Annotated in this window: 14 protein-coding genes; all 14 read left to right on the top strand. The window is 67.9% G+C overall.

Annotated elements, in window-relative coordinates:
* The first annotated feature begins 50 nt into the window (after positions 1-50).
* Positions 51-1694 carry an acyl-CoA synthetase gene (locus WKW77_RS18930; protein WP_340358415.1) on the top strand — a complete coding sequence of 548 codons (1644 nt, stop codon included), beginning with the start codon at positions 51-53 and terminating at the stop codon, positions 1692-1694.
* A gap of 19 nt (positions 1695-1713) precedes the next feature.
* The gene (gene adk, locus WKW77_RS18925) at positions 1714-2382 is read left to right on the top strand and encodes an adenylate kinase (RefSeq protein ID WP_340358414.1); all 669 of its coding nucleotides are present in this window, start codon (positions 1714-1716) and stop codon (positions 2380-2382) included.
* Positions 2383-2504: 122 nt separating this feature from the next.
* The gene (locus tag WKW77_RS18920) at positions 2505-4223 is read left to right on the top strand and encodes a SulP family inorganic anion transporter (protein WP_340358413.1); all 1719 of its coding nucleotides are present in this window, start codon (positions 2505-2507) and stop codon (positions 4221-4223) included.
* Between the two features lie 72 nt (positions 4224-4295).
* Positions 4296-4829: a universal stress protein gene (locus WKW77_RS18915; protein WP_340358412.1), complete on the top strand. Its 534-nt coding sequence runs from the start codon at positions 4296-4298 to the stop codon at positions 4827-4829.
* Positions 4830-4947: 118 nt separating this feature from the next.
* Positions 4948-5418, top strand: a complete 471-nt coding sequence (locus WKW77_RS18910; protein WP_340358411.1) for a hypothetical protein — start codon at positions 4948-4950, stop codon at positions 5416-5418.
* A 54-nt stretch (positions 5419-5472) separates the two neighbouring features.
* A complete protein-coding gene (locus tag WKW77_RS18905) occupies positions 5473-5952 on the top strand; it encodes a phasin family protein (protein WP_340358410.1) in 480 nt (159 codons plus the stop codon).
* Positions 5953-5979: 27 nt separating this feature from the next.
* On the top strand, positions 5980-6612 hold the full coding sequence (locus WKW77_RS18900) for a TetR/AcrR family transcriptional regulator (protein WP_340358409.1): 633 nt from the start codon (positions 5980-5982) through the stop codon (positions 6610-6612).
* Between the two features lie 101 nt (positions 6613-6713).
* Entirely contained in the window at positions 6714-7712 is a 999-nt protein-coding gene (locus tag WKW77_RS18895) for an ABC transporter substrate-binding protein (protein WP_340358408.1), read from the top strand.
* 148 nt (positions 7713-7860) lie between these two features.
* Positions 7861-9276 carry a trypsin-like peptidase domain-containing protein gene (locus tag WKW77_RS18890; RefSeq protein ID WP_340358407.1) on the top strand — a complete coding sequence of 472 codons (1416 nt, stop codon included), beginning with the start codon at positions 7861-7863 and terminating at the stop codon, positions 9274-9276.
* A gap of 138 nt (positions 9277-9414) precedes the next feature.
* Entirely contained in the window at positions 9415-11340 is a 1926-nt protein-coding gene (gene glgB / locus WKW77_RS18885; RefSeq protein ID WP_340358406.1) for a 1,4-alpha-glucan branching protein GlgB, read from the top strand.
* Positions 11315-13360 (top strand): alpha-1,4-glucan--maltose-1-phosphate maltosyltransferase, encoded by a 2046-nt coding sequence (locus WKW77_RS18880; protein ID WP_340358405.1) that lies wholly within the window; start codon positions 11315-11317, stop codon positions 13358-13360. Before glgB ends, WKW77_RS18880 begins: the two co-directional genes overlap by 26 nt.
* A 10-nt stretch (positions 13361-13370) precedes the next feature.
* Positions 13371-16682 (top strand): maltose alpha-D-glucosyltransferase, encoded by a 3312-nt coding sequence (gene treS / locus WKW77_RS18875; RefSeq protein ID WP_340358404.1) that lies wholly within the window; start codon positions 13371-13373, stop codon positions 16680-16682.
* Between the two features lie 70 nt (positions 16683-16752).
* The gene (locus WKW77_RS18870; protein WP_340358403.1) at positions 16753-17541 is read left to right on the top strand and encodes a mechanosensitive ion channel family protein; all 789 of its coding nucleotides are present in this window, start codon (positions 16753-16755) and stop codon (positions 17539-17541) included.
* Complete coding sequence (gene glgX / locus WKW77_RS18865) at positions 17538-19667, top strand: glycogen debranching protein GlgX (protein WP_340358402.1); 2130 nt, start codon at positions 17538-17540, stop codon at positions 19665-19667. Before WKW77_RS18870 ends, glgX begins: the two co-directional genes overlap by 4 nt.
* Positions 19668-19687 lie beyond the last annotated feature (20 nt).

Below are 19687 nucleotides of genomic sequence, written 5' to 3'. Positions count from 1 at the left end.
GCTGGTGAAAACTTTGTCCGCGAAGCTCTGTGCGCCATCAGGAGAGACCCATGACGCACATCAATCCCTACGCGCTGGGGCTGGACAAGAACGCGGCGAATTTCGTCGCACTCTCGCCACTTAGCTTCATCGAGCGGGCCGCCCACGTCTATCCGGAGCGCACGGCCCTCGTCTACGGGCCCCTGCGCCGCAACTGGGCCCAGACCTATGCGCGCTGCCGCCGGCTCGCCGGCGCGCTCGCAGCGCGCGGCATCGGTCCCGGCGACACGGTGGCCGTGATGCTGCCCAACACCCCCGCGATGTTCGAGGCGCACTTCGGCGTGCCGATGAGCGGCGCGGTGCTCAACACGCTGAACACCCGGCTGGATGCCTCGGCCATCGCCTTCATGCTGGAGCACGGCGAAGCCAAGGTGGTGCTGACCGACCGCGAGTTCTCCGGCGTGATGGCGCAGGCCCTGTCCGCGCTGGGCAGCCGCCGGCCGCTGGTGATCGAGGTCGAGGACGATCTCGCGCCGCCCGGCCAGCGCCTGGGCGAGATCGGCTACGAGGATTTCCTCGCCGAGGGCGACCCGGACTACGCCTGGCAACTGCCGGCCGACGAGTGGGATGCCATCGCGCTGAACTACACCTCCGGCACCACCGGCAATCCGAAGGGAGTCGTCACCCACCACCGCGGCGCCTACCTGAATGCCGCGAGCAACGCCATCGCCTGGAACCTGCCCGACGGCTCGGTCTACCTGTGGACGCTGCCGATGTTCCACTGCAACGGATGGTGCTTCCCCTGGGTGATGGCGCTGTCGGCTGGCACCAGCGTGTGCCTGCGCCGCATCGACCCGGTGCAGATCTACGCCCTCGTGCGCGAGCACCACGTCACCCACATGTGCGGCGCGCCCATCGTCTACAGCATGATGCTCAATACGCCGGCCGAATTGCGCGAGGGAATCGGCCGCACCATCCGCGGACTGGTGGCGGGCGCAGCGCCGCCGGCGGCGGTGATCGAAGGCTGCGAGGCGGCGGGCATCGAGCTCACCCATGTCTACGGGCTGACCGAGGTCTACGGCCCCTCGGCCATCTGCGCCAAGCAGCCGGGGTGGGATTCGCTGCCCATCGTGGAGCGCGCGCGCCTCAACAGCCGCCAGGGGGTGCCCTATCCATTGCAGCAGGCGGTGACCGTGCTCGATCCCCAGACCCTGCAGCCGGTGCCGGCCGACGGCGAGACCATCGGCGAGATCATGTTCCGCGGCAATGCCGTCATGAAGGGTTACCTGAAGAACCCCGGCGCCACCGCGGAGGCCTTCGCCGGCGGCTGGTTCCACACCGGCGACCTGGGCGTGCTGCATCCCGACGGCTACGTGAAGATCACCGACCGCAGCAAGGACGTGATCATCTCGGGCGGCGAGAACATCTCCTCGATCGAGGTCGAGGATGCGCTGCACCACCACCCGGCGGTGCTCAGCGCTGCAGTGGTGGCCCTGCCCGATGCCAAGTGGGGCGAAGTGCCCTGCGCCTTCGTCGAACTCAAGGCGGGCAGCGCGGCGACCGAGGCCGAGCTGATCGACTTCTGCCGGCCGCTGCTGGCGCGATTCAAGCTGCCCAAGCGCATCGTCTTCGGCGAACTGCCCAAGACCTCGACCGGAAAGATCCAGAAGTTCGTGCTGCGCGAGCGCGTGCGCTCGGCCAGCGCCATCGAGTGAAGACAGAAAGCGACACACCATGAGACTCATCCTGTTGGGCGCCCCCGGCGCGGGCAAGGGCACCCAGGCCGCCTTCATCGGCCAGGAATACGGGGTTCCCCAGATTTCCACGGGCGACATGCTGCGCGCCGCCGTCAAGGCCGGGACGCCGCTCGGGCTGGAGGCCAAGGCCGTCATGGCGGCCGGCGGGCTCGTGAACGACGACCTGATCATCCATCTCGTCAAGGAGCGCATCGCGCAGCCGGACTGCGCACGGGGCTTTCTGCTCGACGGCTTTCCTCGCACCGTCGCGCAGGCCGAAGCCCTGCGCACGGCCGGCGTCCGGATCGACCATGTGCTGGAGATCGACGTGCCCTTCTCCGACATCATCGAGCGCATGAGCGGCCGGCGGTCGCACCCGGGTTCCGGGCGCACCTACCACGTGAAGTTCAACCCGCCGAAGGTCGAGGGCAAGGACGACATCACCGGCGAAGCGCTGATCCAGCGCGAGGACGACAAGGAAGAGACCGTGCGCAAGCGCCTCGCGGTCTACGAGCAGCAGACCCGGCCGCTGGTGCACTACTACACGAGCTGGGCCAGGACCGACCCCGGCGCGGCGCCGAAGCACTGCGTCGTCGATGGTGTCGGCAGCGTGGCGCAGATCAAGTCGCTGATCTTCCAGGCACTGGGCGAGCGAGCCGCGGCCTGAACCGGGCTTCCGCGCTTGATCCACGTCAAGTGAAGGGCACCAGCGAAGCCTAGACTTCGCGAGGGTCGCCGGGCGAGCCGAGGCCGGGCGGTCATCCGTTGCTTCGGCGGGAGGATCTCTTCATGCAGGATCTTGCCAACCCTCCAGCCGGGCGCGCGCAGCCGATCGTGCAGGCGCGTGCGCCTCGCTACAGCACCGAGTGGGCCAAGGCGGATGTCGTCGCCGGGCTGACCGTGGCGGCGGTGGTCATTCCCAAGGCCCTGGCCTATGCCACGGTGGCGGGATTGCCGATCCAGGTGGGTCTTTACACGGCCTTCCTGCCCATGATCATCTATGCCTTCCTGGGCACCTCCCGGCCGCTGAGCGTCAGCACGAGCGCGACGCTGGCCATCCTGACGGCCGCCGCGCTCGGCAAGGTCGTGCCGGACGGCAACCTCGCCGCCCTGACGACCGCCACCGCCACCCTGACCGCGCTCGTGGGCATCACGCTCGTGCTTGCGTCGCTGCTGCGGCTCGGCTTCGTCGCCAACTTCATCTCCGACCCGGTGCTCACGGGGTTCAAGGCCGGCATCGCCATCGTGATCGTGGTGGATCAGCTGCCCAAGCTCCTGGGCATCCACTTCGAGAAGGGCAACTTCGTCCACAACGTGTACGGGATCCTGGCGGGCCTGCCGCACCTGTCGGTCACGACGCTGGCCGTGGGCGCGGCCACCGTGGGGCTGCTGGTGACGATGGAGCACCTGTGGCCGAAAGCGCCCGCGCCCCTGATCGCTGTGGCAGCCGGGATCGCCGGCGTCGCGCTCCTGGACCTGTCGTCGCACGGCGTGGGGCTGGTCGGCAAGGTGCCGACGGGCCTCCCGGCCCTGACGCTACCCGACCAGTCGATGATCCTGGCGCTCTGGCCGGCGGCCGTGGGCATCGCGCTCATGAGCTTCACCGAGACGGTCGCAGCCGGCCGGGCCTTCGTGCGGGACGACGAGCCGATGCCTTCCGCCAACCGGGAGCTGCTGGCCACGGGTGCCGCGAATCTGGGCGGGGCCTTGCTGGGCGCCATGCCCGGCGGCGGCGGCACGACGCAGACGGCGGTCAATCGCCTCGCCGGCGCGCGCACGCAGGTGGCCGAGCTGGTCACTGCGGCCGGTACGCTCTGCACGATGCTGGTGCTGGCGCCGTTCATCGCGCTGATGCCCCACGCGACGCTGGCCGCCGTGGTCATCGTGTATTCCGTCGGCCTGATCGACCCGGCGGAGTTCCGGGCGATCCTCGCGATCCGGCGGACCGAGTTCGTCTGGGCGCTGGCTGCGGTCGTGGGTGTCGTGCTGCTCGGCACGCTGCAGGGCATCGTCCTGGCCATCGCCATCTCGCTGCTGGCGCTCGCGCACCAGGTCGCCGATCCGGCGTTGCACGTTCTGGCGCGCAAACCCGGAACCAGGCTGTTCAGGGCGACGTCGCCCGAGCACCCCGATGACGAGAAGATCGATGGATTGCTGATCCTGCGTCCCGAAGGTCGCATCTACTTCGCGAATGCCGCGCGTCTGGGCCACAAGATCTCGCATCTGATCTCGCAGGCCGATCCCCGCGTGATCGTGCTCGACCTGCGTGCTGTGTTCGATCTCGAGTACACGGCGCTGAAGATGCTGATCGCCGCGGAAAAGAAGACACGCAGCAGCGGCAGGGAAATCTGGCTCGTCGGCCTGACGCCGGGCGTCATGGAGCTGATCCGGCGCTCGCCGCTCCACGATTCGCTGGGCAGCGGGCGGATGTTCGCGCGGCTGGAGGACGCGGTGGCAAAGTTCGAAGCCGGCGCAAAGGCAGGGGGTGCGACGCCTTCGGGCGCTTGACCTGAGTCAATCGCCATCGGATGCTCCGGGGCCATACTGGATTCGTTCAAAAACCACCCCAAGGAGTGCGCCATGTTCCAGCAGATCCTCGTTCCCGTCGACGGCAGCCAGACCTCGATGCAGGGCCTCGACCAGGCGATCGCCGTGGCGAAACTCGCCAACGGCCGCCTGCGCCTGATCCATGTGGTCGACGAGCTGTCCGCCGCGATGGCGATGGATGCCTATTCCAGCTATGCGGGCGACTGGACGGGCCTGCTCCGCGAGACGGGCGCCAAGCTGCTCGCGGAATGCCGGCAGAAGGTCGAGGCTGCCGGCATCACCGTGGACACCGTGCTGCGCGACACTTTCGAGGGCCCGGTGCACGACATCGTGATCAAGGAAGCCTCGAGTTGGCCCGCCGACCTGATCGTGCTGGGCACCCACGGCAGGCGCGGCGCCAAGCGCCTCTTCCTCGGCAGCAGCGCCGAGCAGATCCTGCGTTCGGCCTCCACCCCCGTGCTGCTGGTGCGCGCGCCCGAGCAGCCGGCCGATGGCGAAGCAGCACCGGTGGCCGAGCGCGAACCGTTCCGCGTGCATCTGCCCAGTGGCGCGCTGGCGATCGAGTGAATTGGGGCAGTTGGCCTAACTATCGAACGAATCTAGCTTTCCCGGCCTAGGGCTTTGCGAAGAAGATGAATCCGTCGCGCCACTTCCGGCGAAACGGATTCACTTCAAAGGAACCACCATGTCCACGCAGAACATCTCCTCGGCCGCCCTCCACGTCGTCGGCCAGTACAACGACGCCGGCAAGACCCTCGTCAACGCCTGGCGCGCCGGTGCGCATCGCCTGCTCGGCGGCGCCGCATCCGGCTACGGCAGCTTCCTCGCCAAGCGCGTCGACCTCGAGACCGAACGCCTGGTCGCGCTGATGGACCGCTTCGCCGAGACCGCCACGAACGGCATCGAGTCGATCACCAAGGCTGCGGCGCGCATCGAAGCGCCCCTGAGCACCTCCGTCGTCAACGCCATCACCCGCGTTCACCAGCCGATCGCCAGCGCGTCGGTGAAGATCGCCGACACCGTGGCCGCCGGCGCGAAGAAGATCGAGAGCCGCGTGGCCGGCACCGCGGAAGCCGCATCGGAGGTTGAAACCCCCAAGGCCAGGCCCGCCGCTCGCCGTCGGCCCAGCCGCAGCTCGCGCGCGCTCAAGGCCTGATCCCGGTGCGGCAGGCTGCGGTCTCTCTTCCGGCACATCTTTCAGGAGCAGCGCATGGCGACACGCCGCGATGAAACCGACAGCGTGAAGAAGAAAGACAAGCCGACACCGGCACGCAAGACCACGGCCGCAAGGAAAGCCGCGCCGCGCAGGAAAGCGGCGGCACCGCCTGCACCTTCGGCCGAGGATCCCGGCAACGCGAAGGGCCTGCTGCGCGCGGGCCTCAAGGCGCTGGGCAATGTGCGCGACGACGTCGTCAAGCACCAGACCAACGTGATCGAAACGCTGCTCGGCATGCCCAAGCGCGGCGATGCCGGCGGCCGGAGCGCTGCAGCGCGTGCCTTTCCGGCGCTCGACATCGGGCTGCGCAAATTCGAGGATGTGTTCGACCAGCGCGTGGCTGCGGCCATGCAGCACCTCGGCCTGCCCGGCGCACAGGAGATCGAGGCGCTGCGCGAACAGGTGCGCCTGCTGCAGGATCGCGTCGAGCAGCTGGAACGCGGCGGCGCGGGGCCCGGCCGCCGCAAGCGCTGAAGCCCGACGGAACGCACCGCGCCAGCCGTGGCCAGTCTCAAGACCCGCGAACGCATCCTGCAGGCGAGCCTGGCGCTGTTCAACGCGCAGGGCCTGGCGGCAGTGTCGACGCATCGCATCGCGGCCGATCTCGGCATCAGCCCCGGCAACCTGCACTACCACTTCAACGCGAAGCAGCTCATCGTGGAGCGGCTGTTCCGCCGCTTCGAGGAACGCCTGGAGCTGCTCAACGCCTCGGCGGCGAACGTGCGGGCGATCGACGATCTCTGGCTGTCGCTGCACCTGCGCTTCGAGGCCATCGATGCGTACCGCTTCGTCTATCGCGACATGGCCTACCTCAGCGGCGAATACCCCGCGCTCGGCCAGCGCGCGCAGGCGCTCACCGCGCAGAACCTGCTGGCGGCCCAGGCACTGTGCGAGGCGCTCGTGGCCGCCGGCGTCATCGAAGCGACGGCCGAGCAGGCGCAGATGCTCGCGCTGCAGATGGTGTTCACCACCACCTGCTGGCTGTCGTTCGAACGGCTGGTGCCGGGACGCGATGCGCTGCAGCAGGCCGATCCGGGGCTGGCGGCCTACTACACGCTCACGCTCGTGTCGCCCTACGTCTCGCGCGAATCGAGGGCCTACCTGGACTTCCTGCGGGGCAAGTACCTCGGGTAGCCGAAACCGCCCGCTCCCTTGACCGGAACGCTCCGGGATCGGCATGATCCCGTGGCACCGCCTCCCGCTCGGGAGACGGCCTCCAGAAGCAGGAGGGGGTCATGATCGATCGTCGTCGACTCGTCTACGGCTTGGCCTGCGCGCTCGGAACGAAAGCGCTGGCCCAGGTTCCTGGGCATGCCTATCGCATCGCCTTCTTCGGGTTCACCGCAAAGAACAGTGCCGAGGATGATCGGGTCGTCGCGGCGTTCGTGAACCGGCTGGCGGAACTCGGCTTCGCCCAGAGTCGAAACCTCACCATCGACTGGCGCTACGCGGAAGGCAGGAACGAACGCTACGCCGAGTTCGCAACCGAGATGCGCGACAAGGGTGTCGAGCTGATCGTGACCGGCAGTGCGACGGCAGCGCAAGCCGTGGTCGACGCTGGCGGCAGCATCCCCGTCGTCACGTTTGGAATCAACGACCCGTTGCGCACCGGTCTCATCGCGAGCTTCGCGCATCCGGGCGGCCAGGTCACCGGGATGTCCAATTTCACTGACGACCTCGTGGCGAAGCGAATCGAACTGCTCAAGATCGCGGTCCCCACCGTCACCCGGATCGCATTTGCCCGATGCCCGGAATGCTCGCGGTTGTCGGGCCTGAGCAGCGCGAGCCTCGATGCGGCTTTCGAACGCTATCGCGAAAGCGCGCGATCGCTCGGCATCGCCCTGTTTTCGCTGCCGATCAACGCCGCGGACGACTTCCCGGCCGCCATTGCGGCGATCGGGCGTGAGCAGGCGGACGCGGTGCTCCTGTCGCCCAACCAGATCAACGCGAAGCTTCGGGACGATTGGGTCGCCTTCGAGGCGGCGCACCGGATTCCACTGATGGTGGACTACCGGGGCTTCGGATGCCTCCTGTCGTACGGTCCCGACTATGCAGCGATGTTCCGTCGTGTGGCAGAGATGTCCGTGCAGATACTCAATGGGGCCAAGCCCGGCGACCTCCCGCTGGAACAGCCGACAAAGGTCGAGTTCATCATCAACCTGAAAGTGGCGAAGGCCATGGGCCTGACCATCCCGCGCAGCGCGCTTCTTCGTGCAGACGAGGTCATATCGTGAGTGTCCCGAGTCGATCGGCCACGACCGCAGGAACCCGCCGACGACATCGCCGATCCAAAGGATCGCCATGCGCAGTGCCGCCTCGTTAGTCCGGCGCGTCAGCCGGAACCCTCGCGCAGCGAGCCGTCCGTCAAGCCGGTTCGCCGCGTTGGGCGTCGCCTTGCTGCTGGCCGCATGCACGTCCACGCCACCATTGCAGGCCACCGTCGCTGCACCCTCCCCTCCGGCATCGACCGCCACCACGCCGACCTTCTCCTCCTTCGTCGCCAGCCGCAGTGCCAGCGTCGTCGACATCAGCACGCTGCGCATCGGCGCCGACGACCGGGCGGCCGAACTGGAGATCGCGCCCGAGCTGGACTTCGCCGATCGCCTCGCCTCGCCCCTGCCCGCCAGCGTGCGGCTCAGCCAGGTCCGCGACCTCGCCTCGGGCGTGATCCTCACGAGCGACGGCCTGATCCTGACCAGCGCGCACGTGATCGCCGGCGTGGACGAGGCGCAGGTCCGCTTGGACGATGGTCGGCGCTTCCCCGGCCGCGTCCTCGGCGTGGACCGGCGCACCGACGTGGGGCTCATGAAGATCGATGCGAGCGGGCTCTCGCCGGCCGTCCTGGGTGATTCGACCGGCCTCGCGCCGGGCGACTGGGTCGCGGCGATCGGCGCGCCCTTCGGTTTTCACGGAAGCGTGACGGCGGGCGTGGTGAGCGCGGTCGACCGCTATGTCGCCGGCGGGGGCGAGGTGCCCTACATCCAGACCGATGTCGCGATCAATCCCGGCAGTTCGGGCAGTCCGCTGTTCAACGAACGCGGCGAGGTGGTCGGCATCAACTCCATGATCTACAGCGGCAGCGGCGGCTACATGGGCCTGTCCTTCGCGGTGCCGATCAACCTGGCGATGCGGATCGCGGGGCAGCTCAAGGCCACCGGGCGCATCCAGCGCGCGCGCATCGGCGCCGACTTCCAGGAAATGACGCCCGCGCTGGCGCAGTCCTTCGGCCTGAAGCAGCCAGCCGGCGCCCTCGTGGTCGGCGTGGACGCGAACGGCCCCGCGCGATCCGCCGGGCTGCTGCGCGGCGACGTGGTGACCGGCTTCGACGGCAAGCCCATCGCACGCTCCACCGAACTGCAGCAGCGGATCTCGCAGGGGCGGCCCGGCAGCCGCAATGCGATGGAGATCTGGCGGCGCGGCGCCGCGCGCACGCTCTGGGTGGTTCTGTCCGAAGAGCCCGCGCCGCGCAGTCTCCAGCGGGCTGACGTCGCCGCCGAATGGGGCGACGGGCTCGGCCTAAGCCTGGCCGAGCTGTCGTCCGGCCAGCGCCTGCAACTGGGCATCGACGGCGGCCTCGTGGTGCGCGAGGCCTCGGGCGCGGCCCGCAGCGAAGGCATCCGCGCCGGCGATCTCATCGTCGCGGTGAACGACACCCGGCTCGACCGCATCGAGGACTTCCAGCGCAGCCTTTCGGCCGTCGCGCCGGGCCGCAGCGTCGCGCTGCTGGTCATGCGCGACCGGCGGCTGGCCTACGTGCCGGTGCGGCTGCCGGAGCGCGCGCCCAAACCGGCGAGTTGAACAGCGACGACGGTCGCTCTACAGTGAGCCACTGTCCGACAGCGGGACGAGCGGTCGATACCTGCTCGAATGCGGCCTGGCGTCTTAGAAAGGTCGTTCGGCCCTGGAACGGGGCACTCAACGTAGAAAGAACACTTCGTGAGCGCTGCACCCCCTCCCCAGGCATTCCGGGCCTTCGACGACACGGACGCCTACCTCTTCCGTGAAGGCACCCATTCCCGGTTGCACGAGCGGCTGGGCGCGCATCTGGCCGCCGATGGGCAGGGCGCATCGTTCGCGGTCTGGGCGCCGAACGCGACCTCCGTCTCTGTCATCGGCGACTGGAACGACTGGAACGGCCACGCCGATCCGCTTGCGCCGCGCGCCGATTCGACCGGCGTCTGGAAGGGCCGCTGCCCCGGCGCCCGCCACGGGCAGGCCTACAAGTACCGCATCACGGCTCAGGGCGGACGGGTGCTGGAGAAGGCGGACCCTCTCGCCTGCTTCGCCGAGCAGCCACCCGCCACTGCGTCCCGGATCTGGTCGCTGGACTACACCTGGGGCGACGCCGGCTGGATGCAGCAGCGCGCCGGGCGCAACGCCGCCGATGCACCCGTCGCCATCTACGAGGTGCACGCCGGCTCATGGCGCCGCAAGGACGGCCAGCCGATGGGCTGGCGCGATCTCGCGCACGCGCTGGCCGACTATGTGGCGTCCATCGGCTTCACGCACATCGAGCTGATGCCGGTGACCGAGCATCCGTTCTATGGATCGTGGGGTTATCAAACCACCGGCTATTTCGCACCGACCTCGCGCTATGGCACGCCGCAGGACTTCATGTACTTCGTGGACCACCTGCACCAGCGCGGCATCGGCGTGCTGCTGGACTGGGTGCCCTCGCACTTCCCGACCGACCCGCACGGGCTCGCTTCGTTCGACGGCACGCATCTCTACGAGCATGCGGACCCGCGCCAGGGCTTCCATCCGGAATGGAACTCGGCCATCTTCAACTACGGCCGCAACGAGGTCCGCAGCTTCCTGATGTCCTCGGGTCTCTTCTGGCTCGACCGCTATCACCTCGACGGGCTGCGGGTGGATGCGGTCGCGTCGATGCTCTACCTGGACTACGCGCGCCAGGGCGGCAGCTGGATTCCCAACCGCCACGGCGGACGCGAAAACCTCGAGGCGATCCAGTTCCTCCAGGACCTCAACCGGGCGACGTACCGCGACCACCCGGACACCTTCACCGTGGCCGAGGAATCGACCGCCTGGCCGCAGGTCTCGCGGCCCACCGACATGGGCGGGCTCGGCTTCGGAATGAAGTGGAACATGGGCTGGATGCACGACACCCTCGCCTACATGCGCGAGGACCCGGTGCACCGGCGCTATCACCACCACCGGCTGACCTTCTCGATGGTGTACGCGTTCAGCGAGAACTTCGTCCTGCCCCTGTCGCATGACGAGGTGGTCTACGGCAAGGGCTCGCTGATCAACAAGATGCCCGGCGACGAATGGCAGCAGTTCGCGAACCTGCGGCTGCTGCTGTCGTACATGTGGGCGCATCCGGGCAAGAAGCTGCTGTTCATGGGCGGCGAGTTCGCGCAGCGGCGCGAATGGACGCACGAGGGCGAGCTCGACTGGGATTCGCTCCAGTCCGAAAGGCACCGCGGCGTGCAGCATCTGGTGGGCGAGCTCAACCGCCTGCTGCGCGACGAGCCGGCGCTGCACGAGCTGGACTTCTCATCCGACGGCTTCCTGTGGCTGGAACCCAACGACCACGAGCAGAGCGTTGTCGCCTTCCTGCGACGCTCGCGCACGGCCGGCCCGGTGCTGGTGGTCTGCAACATGACACCGGTGCCGCGCCAGAACTACTGCGTCGGCGTGCCGGTCGACGGCACATGGACCGAGATCCTCAACAGCGATGCGCGCGTGTTCGGCGGCTCGGGCTGGGGCAACCTCGGCGCGGTGCGCGCATCGCCGATGCGCTCGCACGGGCAGCCGCATTCGGTGTGCCTGACGCTGCCGCCCCTGTCCACCCTCTTCCTGAAGGTCGTTGCCGATGATCAGCAAACTCCTGGTGCGTGACGACGCGCCCGTGCCGGTCGACGTGGTCGACGGACGCAGTCGTGCCGTGGTCGATGCGGTCCTGCCGATCGTGGACGGCGGGCGCTTCGCGGTGAAGCGCACCGTCGGCGAAAGCGTGTGCGTCACCGCGCACGTCTTCACCGACGGGCACGACGTGCCACGCGTGATGCTCCAGTGGTGGAAGGACGGCGACGAACGCAGCCACGAAGTGCCGATGAAGCTGCGCTACAACGATGAGTGGCACGCCGAGTTCACGCCGCCGGTCGTCGGCCGTTACCGCTACACGGTGGTGGCCTGGGTCGACGCCTTCGAATCGTGGCGGCACGAGTTGGTGCGCCGCATCGACGCGGACGACATCCGCATCGCCGCACGCACCGGCGCGATGGAGATTTCCGCCACGGCCGAGCGCGCCAAGGGCGAGGATCGCGACACGCTCGCGCAGTGGGCGCGCTCGCTGGAAGAAGGCGCGACCCACGGCGCGATGGACGTCGCCGCGCTGAAGGCGCTCGCGCTGGACGACGAATTCGCCGCGCTCGCCGCGCGCCATCCGGACCGCCATCTCGAATCGCGCTTCGCCGCCGAAATCCCGCTGGTGGCGGATCGCGAACGCGCCCGCTTCAGCACCTGGTATGAACTCTTTCCCCGATCGGCCTCGTCCGCGCCCGGCGCGCACGGTACGTTCCGCGACGTGGAAGAGCGCCTGCCGCTGATCGCATCGATGGGCTTCGACGTGCTCTACATGCCGCCCATCCACCCTATCGGCCGCATCCAGCGCAAGGGGCGCAACAACACGCTCACGCCCGAGCCCGGCGACGTCGGCAGCCCATGGGCCATCGGCGCGGCGGAAGGCGGGCACAAGGCGATCCTGCCCGAACTCGGCACACCCGAGGACTTCCGCCGCCTTGTCACGGCCGCCTCGCGCATGGGCATCGACGTCGCGATGGACATCGCCTTCCAGTGCGCGCCGGACCATCCCTACGTGAAGGAGCACCCGACCTGGTTCCGCTGGCGTCCGGACGGCACGGTCCAGTACGCGGAGAACCCGCCGAAGAAGTACCAGGACATCTATCCCTTTCACTTCGAAAGCGCCGACTGGCAGTGCCTCTGGTCCGAACTGAAATCGGTGTTCGACCACTGGATCGCCCAAGGCGTGACCGTCTTCCGCGTCGACAACCCGCACACCAAGTCCTTCGCCTTCTGGGAATGGGTCATCACCGAAGTGAAGCGCGAGCACCCGGAGGTCATCTTCCTCGCCGAAGCCTTCACCCGCCCGAAGGTGATGCACCGGCTCGCCAAGCTGGGCTACACGCAGTCCTACACCTACTTCACCTGGCGCAACAGCAAGGAAGAGCTGACCGAATACTTCACCCAACTGAACGAGGCACCGGGCAGGGAGTACTTCCGCCCCAACGTGTGGCCCAACACGCCGGACATCCTGCACGCCGCATTGCAGACCGGCGAAGAGCCGGTGTTCAGGGCACGCCTGGTGCTCGCCGCCACGCTGGCGGCCAACTACGGCATGTACGGGCCGGCGTTCGAGCTGCTGGAGCACCTTCCGCGCGGCCCGTCGAGCGAGGAATACCTCGACTCCGAGAAGTACCAGCTGCGCCACTGGGACTGGGATGCCGACGCCGGCCTGCGCCCCTTCATCACGCGCATCAACCAGATCCGCCGCGCCAACGATGCCCTGCAATGGGACCACAGCCTGCGCTTCCTCGACATCGGGAACGACCAGCTCATCGCCTACATGAAGACCTCGCCGGACGAATCCCGCGCGGTGGTCACGGTGGTCAACCTCGATCCGCACCACACGCAGATCGGCTGGCTGCATCTCGACCCGGATCTGATCGGCGTTGCACGCGACCGCAGCTTCCAGATGCATGACCTCTTGACCGACCAGCGCTTCGTCTGGCAGGGCACGCACCACTACATCGAGATCGACCCGCAGCGCATGCCGGCCCATGTGATGGCGGTCCGGCGGCGCCTGCGCGACGAGCGGGACTTCGACTACTACGCATGAGAGTGACCCCATGAACGCTCCCCTGCCGGCACTGGTCCTGGAGACCACCGAGATCGACACCACAGGTGATCCGACGTGGTATCGCGACGCGGTCATCTACCAGGTCAACATCAAGGCGTTCAGCGATTCCAATGCCGACGGCGTCGGCGATTTCAAGGGTCTCACCAGCAAGCTCGACTACGTGAAGGATCTGGGCGTCAACACCATCTGGCTGATGCCCTTCTACCCGTCGCCCTTGCGCGACGACGGCTACGACATCGCCGCCTACGAGGACGTCCACCCGCCCTACGGCACGCTGGACGATTTCCGCGAGATGCTCGGCGAGGCGCACAAGCGCGAGCTGCGCGTGATCATCGAGCTGGTCATCAACCACACATCGGCCGACCACCCGTGGTTCCAGGCCGCGCGTGCCGCGCCGCCCGGCTCGCCCGAACGCGACTTCTACGTGTGGAGCGACACCGACACGCTCTACAGCGGCACACGGATCATCTTCACCGACACCGAGAAGTCGAACTGGACCTGGGACCCGGTCGCCAAGGCCTACTACTGGCACCGCTTCTTCAGCCACCAGCCGGACCTCAACTTCGACAACCCGCAGGTGCTCGAAGCGGTGTTCCGCACGATGCGCTTCTGGCTCGACATGGGCGTGGACGGCTTCCGGCTCGATGCGATTCCGTATCTCATCGAACGCGACGGCACCACCAACGAGAACCTGCCGGAAACGCACGAGGTCATCAAGAAGCTGCGCGCCGCGATCGACGCCAACTACAAGAACCGCTTCCTGCTGGCCGAAGCCAACATGTGGCCCGAGGACGTGCGCGGCTACTTCGGCGAAGGCGACGAGTGCCACATGGCGTATCACTTCCCGTTGATGCCGCGCATGTACATGGCGATCGCGCAGGAGGACCGCGACCCGATCGTCGAGATCATGCAGCAGACCCCCGACATCCCGGACAACTGCCAGTGGGCCATCTTCCTGCGCAACCACGACGAGCTCACGCTGGAGATGGTGACCAACCGCGAGCGCGACTACATGTACACCACCTATGCGGCGGACGTGCAGGCGCGCATCAACCTCGGCATCCGCCGCCGGCTCGCGCCGCTGATGGACAACGACAAGGACCGCATCAAGCTGATGAACAGCATGCTGCTGTCGATGCCGGGTTCGCCGATCATCTACTACGGCGACGAGATCGGCATGGGCGACAACGTCTTCGTCGGCGATCGCAACGGCGTGCGCACGCCGATGCAGTGGAGCCCCGACCGCAACGCCGGCTTCTCGCGCGCCGACCCCCAGCGGCTGTACCTGCAGCCGATCATGGACGCGATGTACGGCTACGAGGCGGTCAACGTCGAGACGCAGCTGCGCGACAAGAGCTCGCTCTTGCACTGGACGCGGCGCATGCTCGCGGTGCGCAAGACCAGCCGCGCCTTCGGCCGCGGGCTGCGCACCTTCCTCAAGCCGGGCAACCGCAAGATCCTCGCCTACATCAGCGAGCACGGAGAGGACGTGATCCTCTCGGTGTTCAACCTTTCGCGCGCGGCACAGCCGGTGGAGCTGGATCTTTCTGCGTTCAAGGGCCGCATCCCCGTCGAGATGCTCGGCCGCACCTCCTTCCCGCCGATCGGCGAACTGCCGTATCTGCTCACGCTGCCGACTCACGGCTTCTACTGGTTCAAGCTCACCGACGAAGCGCCGATGCCGAGCTGGCACCAGGAAGGCGTCGCCTTGCTCGACCGGCCGGTGCTGGTGCTCTTCGATGGCTGGACCAGCCTCTTCCGCGAGCGGGTGATGCCGTGGCGCATCGGCTTCGCCGACCGCCTCAGCAAGCAGGTCGAGACAGACACGCTGCCGCGCCACATCGAGGCGCAGCGCTGGTACGCGACCAAGGGCGCGGGCATCGTGCGCGCGCAGTTCTGGGAGCACTCGGTCTGGCCGATCGGCGGATTGAGCTGGATGCTGCCGCTGCTGTCGCTTGAAGGGCCGCCCGAGCCTGCGCTGTACTTCATGCCGCTCGCGCTCGCTTGGGAAGACCACGACGAGGAGCGCATGAAAGCGCTGCAGCCCGCGGCCATCGCCAAGGTGCGCCAGCAGGCCAATGTCGGCGTGATGGCCGATGCCTTCTACGACGAGCCCTTCTGCCGCGAAGTCATCCGCGCGATCGTGACGGACACCAGCCTGCCCGCCGCGCATGGCACGCTGCACTTCCGCCCGACCGCGCTGGGACGCGAGTTCCCGGTCGAAGCGATCGACGAACTTCGCGTGAGCCAGCCCAGCCCGGTCAGCAGCAACACCGTGGTCACGCTCGGCGAAACGCTGTTCCTCAAGGGCTACCGGCACGTGCGGGCCGGCGTGAACCCCGAGCTCGAGATGGGCCGCTACCTGGCCGAGGATGCCGGCTTCGTGCACGGCGTGCCGGTCGTCGGCGCGCTCGAATACACCGGCAGCGACGGCACGGAGATGACGCTCGGCCTGCTGCAGGCCTACGTGCCGAACCAGGGCGACGGATGGGAATACACGCTCGCTTACCTGGAACGCGTCCTCGACGAGTTGCGCGACACCGACGTCGCCGCGCACGCGGACTCGCATGGCGCCTTCATGGCGCTGATGGAAATCCTCGGGCGCCGAACCGCCGAGCTGCACAACGCACTCGGCCGGCCCACCGACAACAAGGCATTCGCACCCGAACCGCTGACCGCGCACGACCTGCAGCGCCTGCGCGAATCGGTGCGCGCCGAGGCCGGCGCCACGCTCGCGCAACTGCGCGAGTACGTGCGCACCAATCCACCCGCGTCGGTGGCCGAGGACGCGACGCGCCTGCTGGGCATGCAGGAGGCCGTCAACACCTTCATCGGCCATGTGGCGATCGAAGGCAAGACCGGCCGGCGCACGCGCTACCACGGCGACTACCACCTGGGCCAGGTGCTGGTCACCCGCAATGACTTCGTCATCATCGATTTCGAGGGCGAACCCGCGCGGCCGATCGAGGAGCGGCGCGGCAAGCAGTCGCCATTGCGCGACGTCGCCGGCATGCTGCGCTCCTTCAACTACGCGCGCTGGAGCGCACTGCGCCGCGCCGCGCAGAACGTGGGCGAACTGGCCCGCCTCGACGCCGCCGGACGCGAGTGGGAGGCCGAGACCCGTGACGCTTTTCTCTCCGGCTACAGCGAGGCGCTCGCGCCCGAAATGGGGCCGGTCGACGAACAACTGCTCAGGCTCTTCGAGTTCGAGAAGGCGTTCTACGAACTGCGCTACGAACTCGACAACCGACCCGACTGGGTGCCCGTGCCACTGCAGGGCATCCTTGCAATGCTGAAATGATGACCACCCCCAGCCTCGCCCACGTCGTGTGGCCCTGCACCCCCCTTCCGCATTGATACAGGAGAGTTCCATGGAAAGCCTATCGATGCATCTGGAACCGCTGCGCGCATTCCTCATCCAGGTCGGCGCCTTGCTACCCCGGCTGCTCTTCGCGGTGCTCGTGGTGGCCCTCGGATGGCTGCTGGCGAAGGCGGTGCGCTTCGCGGTCGTGCGCGGACTGCACGCGGTCAACTTCCAGGTGCTCACCGAGCGCTCCGGGCTCGACAACTTCTTCCGGCAAGGCGGCATGGTGTCCGATGTCACGGCGGTCTTCGGCGTGCTCGCGTACTGGATGGTGATCCTCGCCTCGCTGGTGATCGCCTTCAATGGCCTGGGCCTCGCGTATGTGACCGATCTGCTCGGCCGCGTGATGTGGTTCGTGCCCAACCTCATCGTGGCGCTGCTGGTGCTTGCCTTCGGCGCGTACTTCGCGAAGTTCGTCGGAGATGCCGTGACCAGCTATGGCCGCAATACCGGCATGCAGGATGCGCTGCTGCTCGGCAAGGTCGCGCAGTACGCCATCCTTCTCTTCGTGATCCTGATCGCGCTCGACCAGGTGAAGGTGGGCGGCGATATCGTGCGCCAGAGCTTCCTCATCATCCTGGCCGGCGTGGTGTTCGCGCTCGCGCTGGCCTTCGGGCTCGCGGGCAAGGACTGGGCCGCGCGACAGATCGAGCAATGGTGGCCGCGCGAGCGGCAATCGACGCCGCGAAGTCCCTTGCGCGAGGCCCCGCCTGCGCGCGAGGCAGCCACCTCGCCGAAGCCGCACGTCGCTGCGTGGCCGCATCGCGGCAACGACCACGACAGGCCGCATCCGTGACCAAGCGCGACCATGTTCCCCTCACGGCCATCTGGCCCGGAAGGCCTTATCCGCTGGGCGCCACCTGGGACGGGCAAGGGGTCAATTTCGCGCTCTTCTCCAGGCATGCGGAGGGCGTCGAGCTGTGCCTCTTCGACGACAAGGGCCGCCACGAGCGCCAGCGCATCCGCGTGCGCGAACGCACCAACGACGTCTGGCACTGCTACCTGCCCGAAGCGCGGCCGGGGATGGCCTACGGCTATCGCGTCCACGGGCGCTACAAGCCCGAGGAAGGCCACCGCTTCAACCCGCACAAGCTCCTGCTCGACCCCTACGCCAAGGACCTCATCGGCGAGCTGCGCTGGAGCGACGCGCTCTACGGCTACTCGGTGGGCAGCAAGCGGCAGGACCTGTCTTTCGACCGGCGCGACAGCGCGGCCTTCATGCCCAAGGGCCGCGTGCTCGAAACCGCGTTCACCTGGGGCGACGACCGCCGGCCCGAGGTGCCGTGGCAGGACATGGTCATCTACGAGATGCATGTGCGCGGCTTCAGCCAGCTGCATCCGGACATCCCCGAACACCTGCGCGGCACCTACGGCGCGCTCGCGACCGAGCCCGCGATCGAGCACCTGAAGCGCCTGGGCGTGACCACCATCGAGCTGCTGCCGGTGCACGCGTACCTGAACGACCGGCATCTCGCTGAAAAGGGCCTGCAGAACTACTGGGGCTACAACACGCTCGGCTACTTCGCCCCCGAGGTGCGCTACAGCGCATCGGGCAAGGTGAAGGAGTTCAAGACCATGGTCAAGACCCTGCACGCCGCAGGCTTCGAGGTGATCCTCGACGTGGTCTACAACCACACCTGCGAGGGCAACCACCTCGGCCCGACGCTGTCGATGCGCGGGGTGGACAACGCTTCCTACTACATCGCCAACGCGCAGCAGCCGCGCTACTACGACGACTTCACCGGCTGCGGCAACACGGTCAACCTCGAACAGCCGCGCGCGCTGCAGCTCGTGATGGATTCGCTGCGCTACTGGGCCGAGGAGATGCACGTCGACGGCTTCCGCTTCGACCTCGCCTCCGCGCTCGCCCGCGAGGCCGGCAAGGTCGAGAACCTCGGCGGCTTCTTCGACGCGATCCGGCAGGACCCGACCCTGAACTGCGTCAAGCTCATCGCCGAGCCCTGGGACCTCGGCCATGGCGGCTACCAGGTCGGCAACTTCCCGCCGGGCTGGGCCGAATGGAACGACCGCTACCGCGACGGCATGCGCGGCTGGTGGAAAGGCGACGAGGGCCTCGCCGGCGAAGTCGCCAAGCGGCTCGCGGGTTCGCAGGATCTCTATGGCTGGTCCGGCAAGGGGCCGCACGCCAGCATCAACTTCATCACCGCGCACGACGGCTTCACGCTGCAGGACCTCGTCGCCTACAACCAGAAGCACAACGAGGCGAACGGCGAGGACAACCGCGACGGCCACGACAACAACCTCTCGTGGAACTGCGGCGCCGAGGGCCCCACCGACGACCCCGCCGTCAAGGCGCTGCGCGAACGCCAGAAGCGCAACCTGCTCGCCACGCTGCTGTTGTCGCAGGGCGTGCCGATGCTCCTGGCCGGCGACGAACGCGGCCACAGCCAGCGCGGCAACAACAACGCCTATTGCCAGGACAACGAGCTCACCTGGCTCGACTGGACGCCTTCGCCGGAAGGCGATGCGCTGCAGGCCTTCGTCGCGCTGCTGATCCGCACGCGGCGGCAGCACCCGTCCTTCCGCCGCCGCAGCTTTTTTCGCGGCGAGCCGTCCGCCGAAAGCGTCGCCAAGGACGTGGTGTGGCTCAAGCCCGACGGCGAAGAAATGGCGCCGGCCGACTGGGGTCCGCACGTGCGCTGCCTGGGCATGCTGTTCTCGGGCACCGGCCTGATCGACGTCGGACCGCGCGGCGAGCGGCAGCAGGACAACGACTTCCTGCTGCTGCTGAATGCCTATCACGAACCCCTGCCCTTCGTGCTGCCGGCCTCCGGTCACCACTGGACGCGGCTGATCGACACCGCGCACGAGACCGAAGCCTCCGCCGAAGTGGCCCAGCGCTCGTACCTGCTGCAAGACCGCTCGCTCGCGCTGCTGCGCAGAAAGCTGGGCGAGCCATGAGCCCCCGCCCGGCCGCTCCG

The organism is Variovorax ureilyticus, assembly GCF_037889935.1.
Lineage (GTDB): Bacteria > Pseudomonadota > Gammaproteobacteria > Burkholderiales > Burkholderiaceae_C > Variovorax > Variovorax ureilyticus.
The sequence above is the reverse complement of the archived record's forward strand: the minus strand, read 5'-3'. Positions and strand labels throughout refer to the sequence as shown.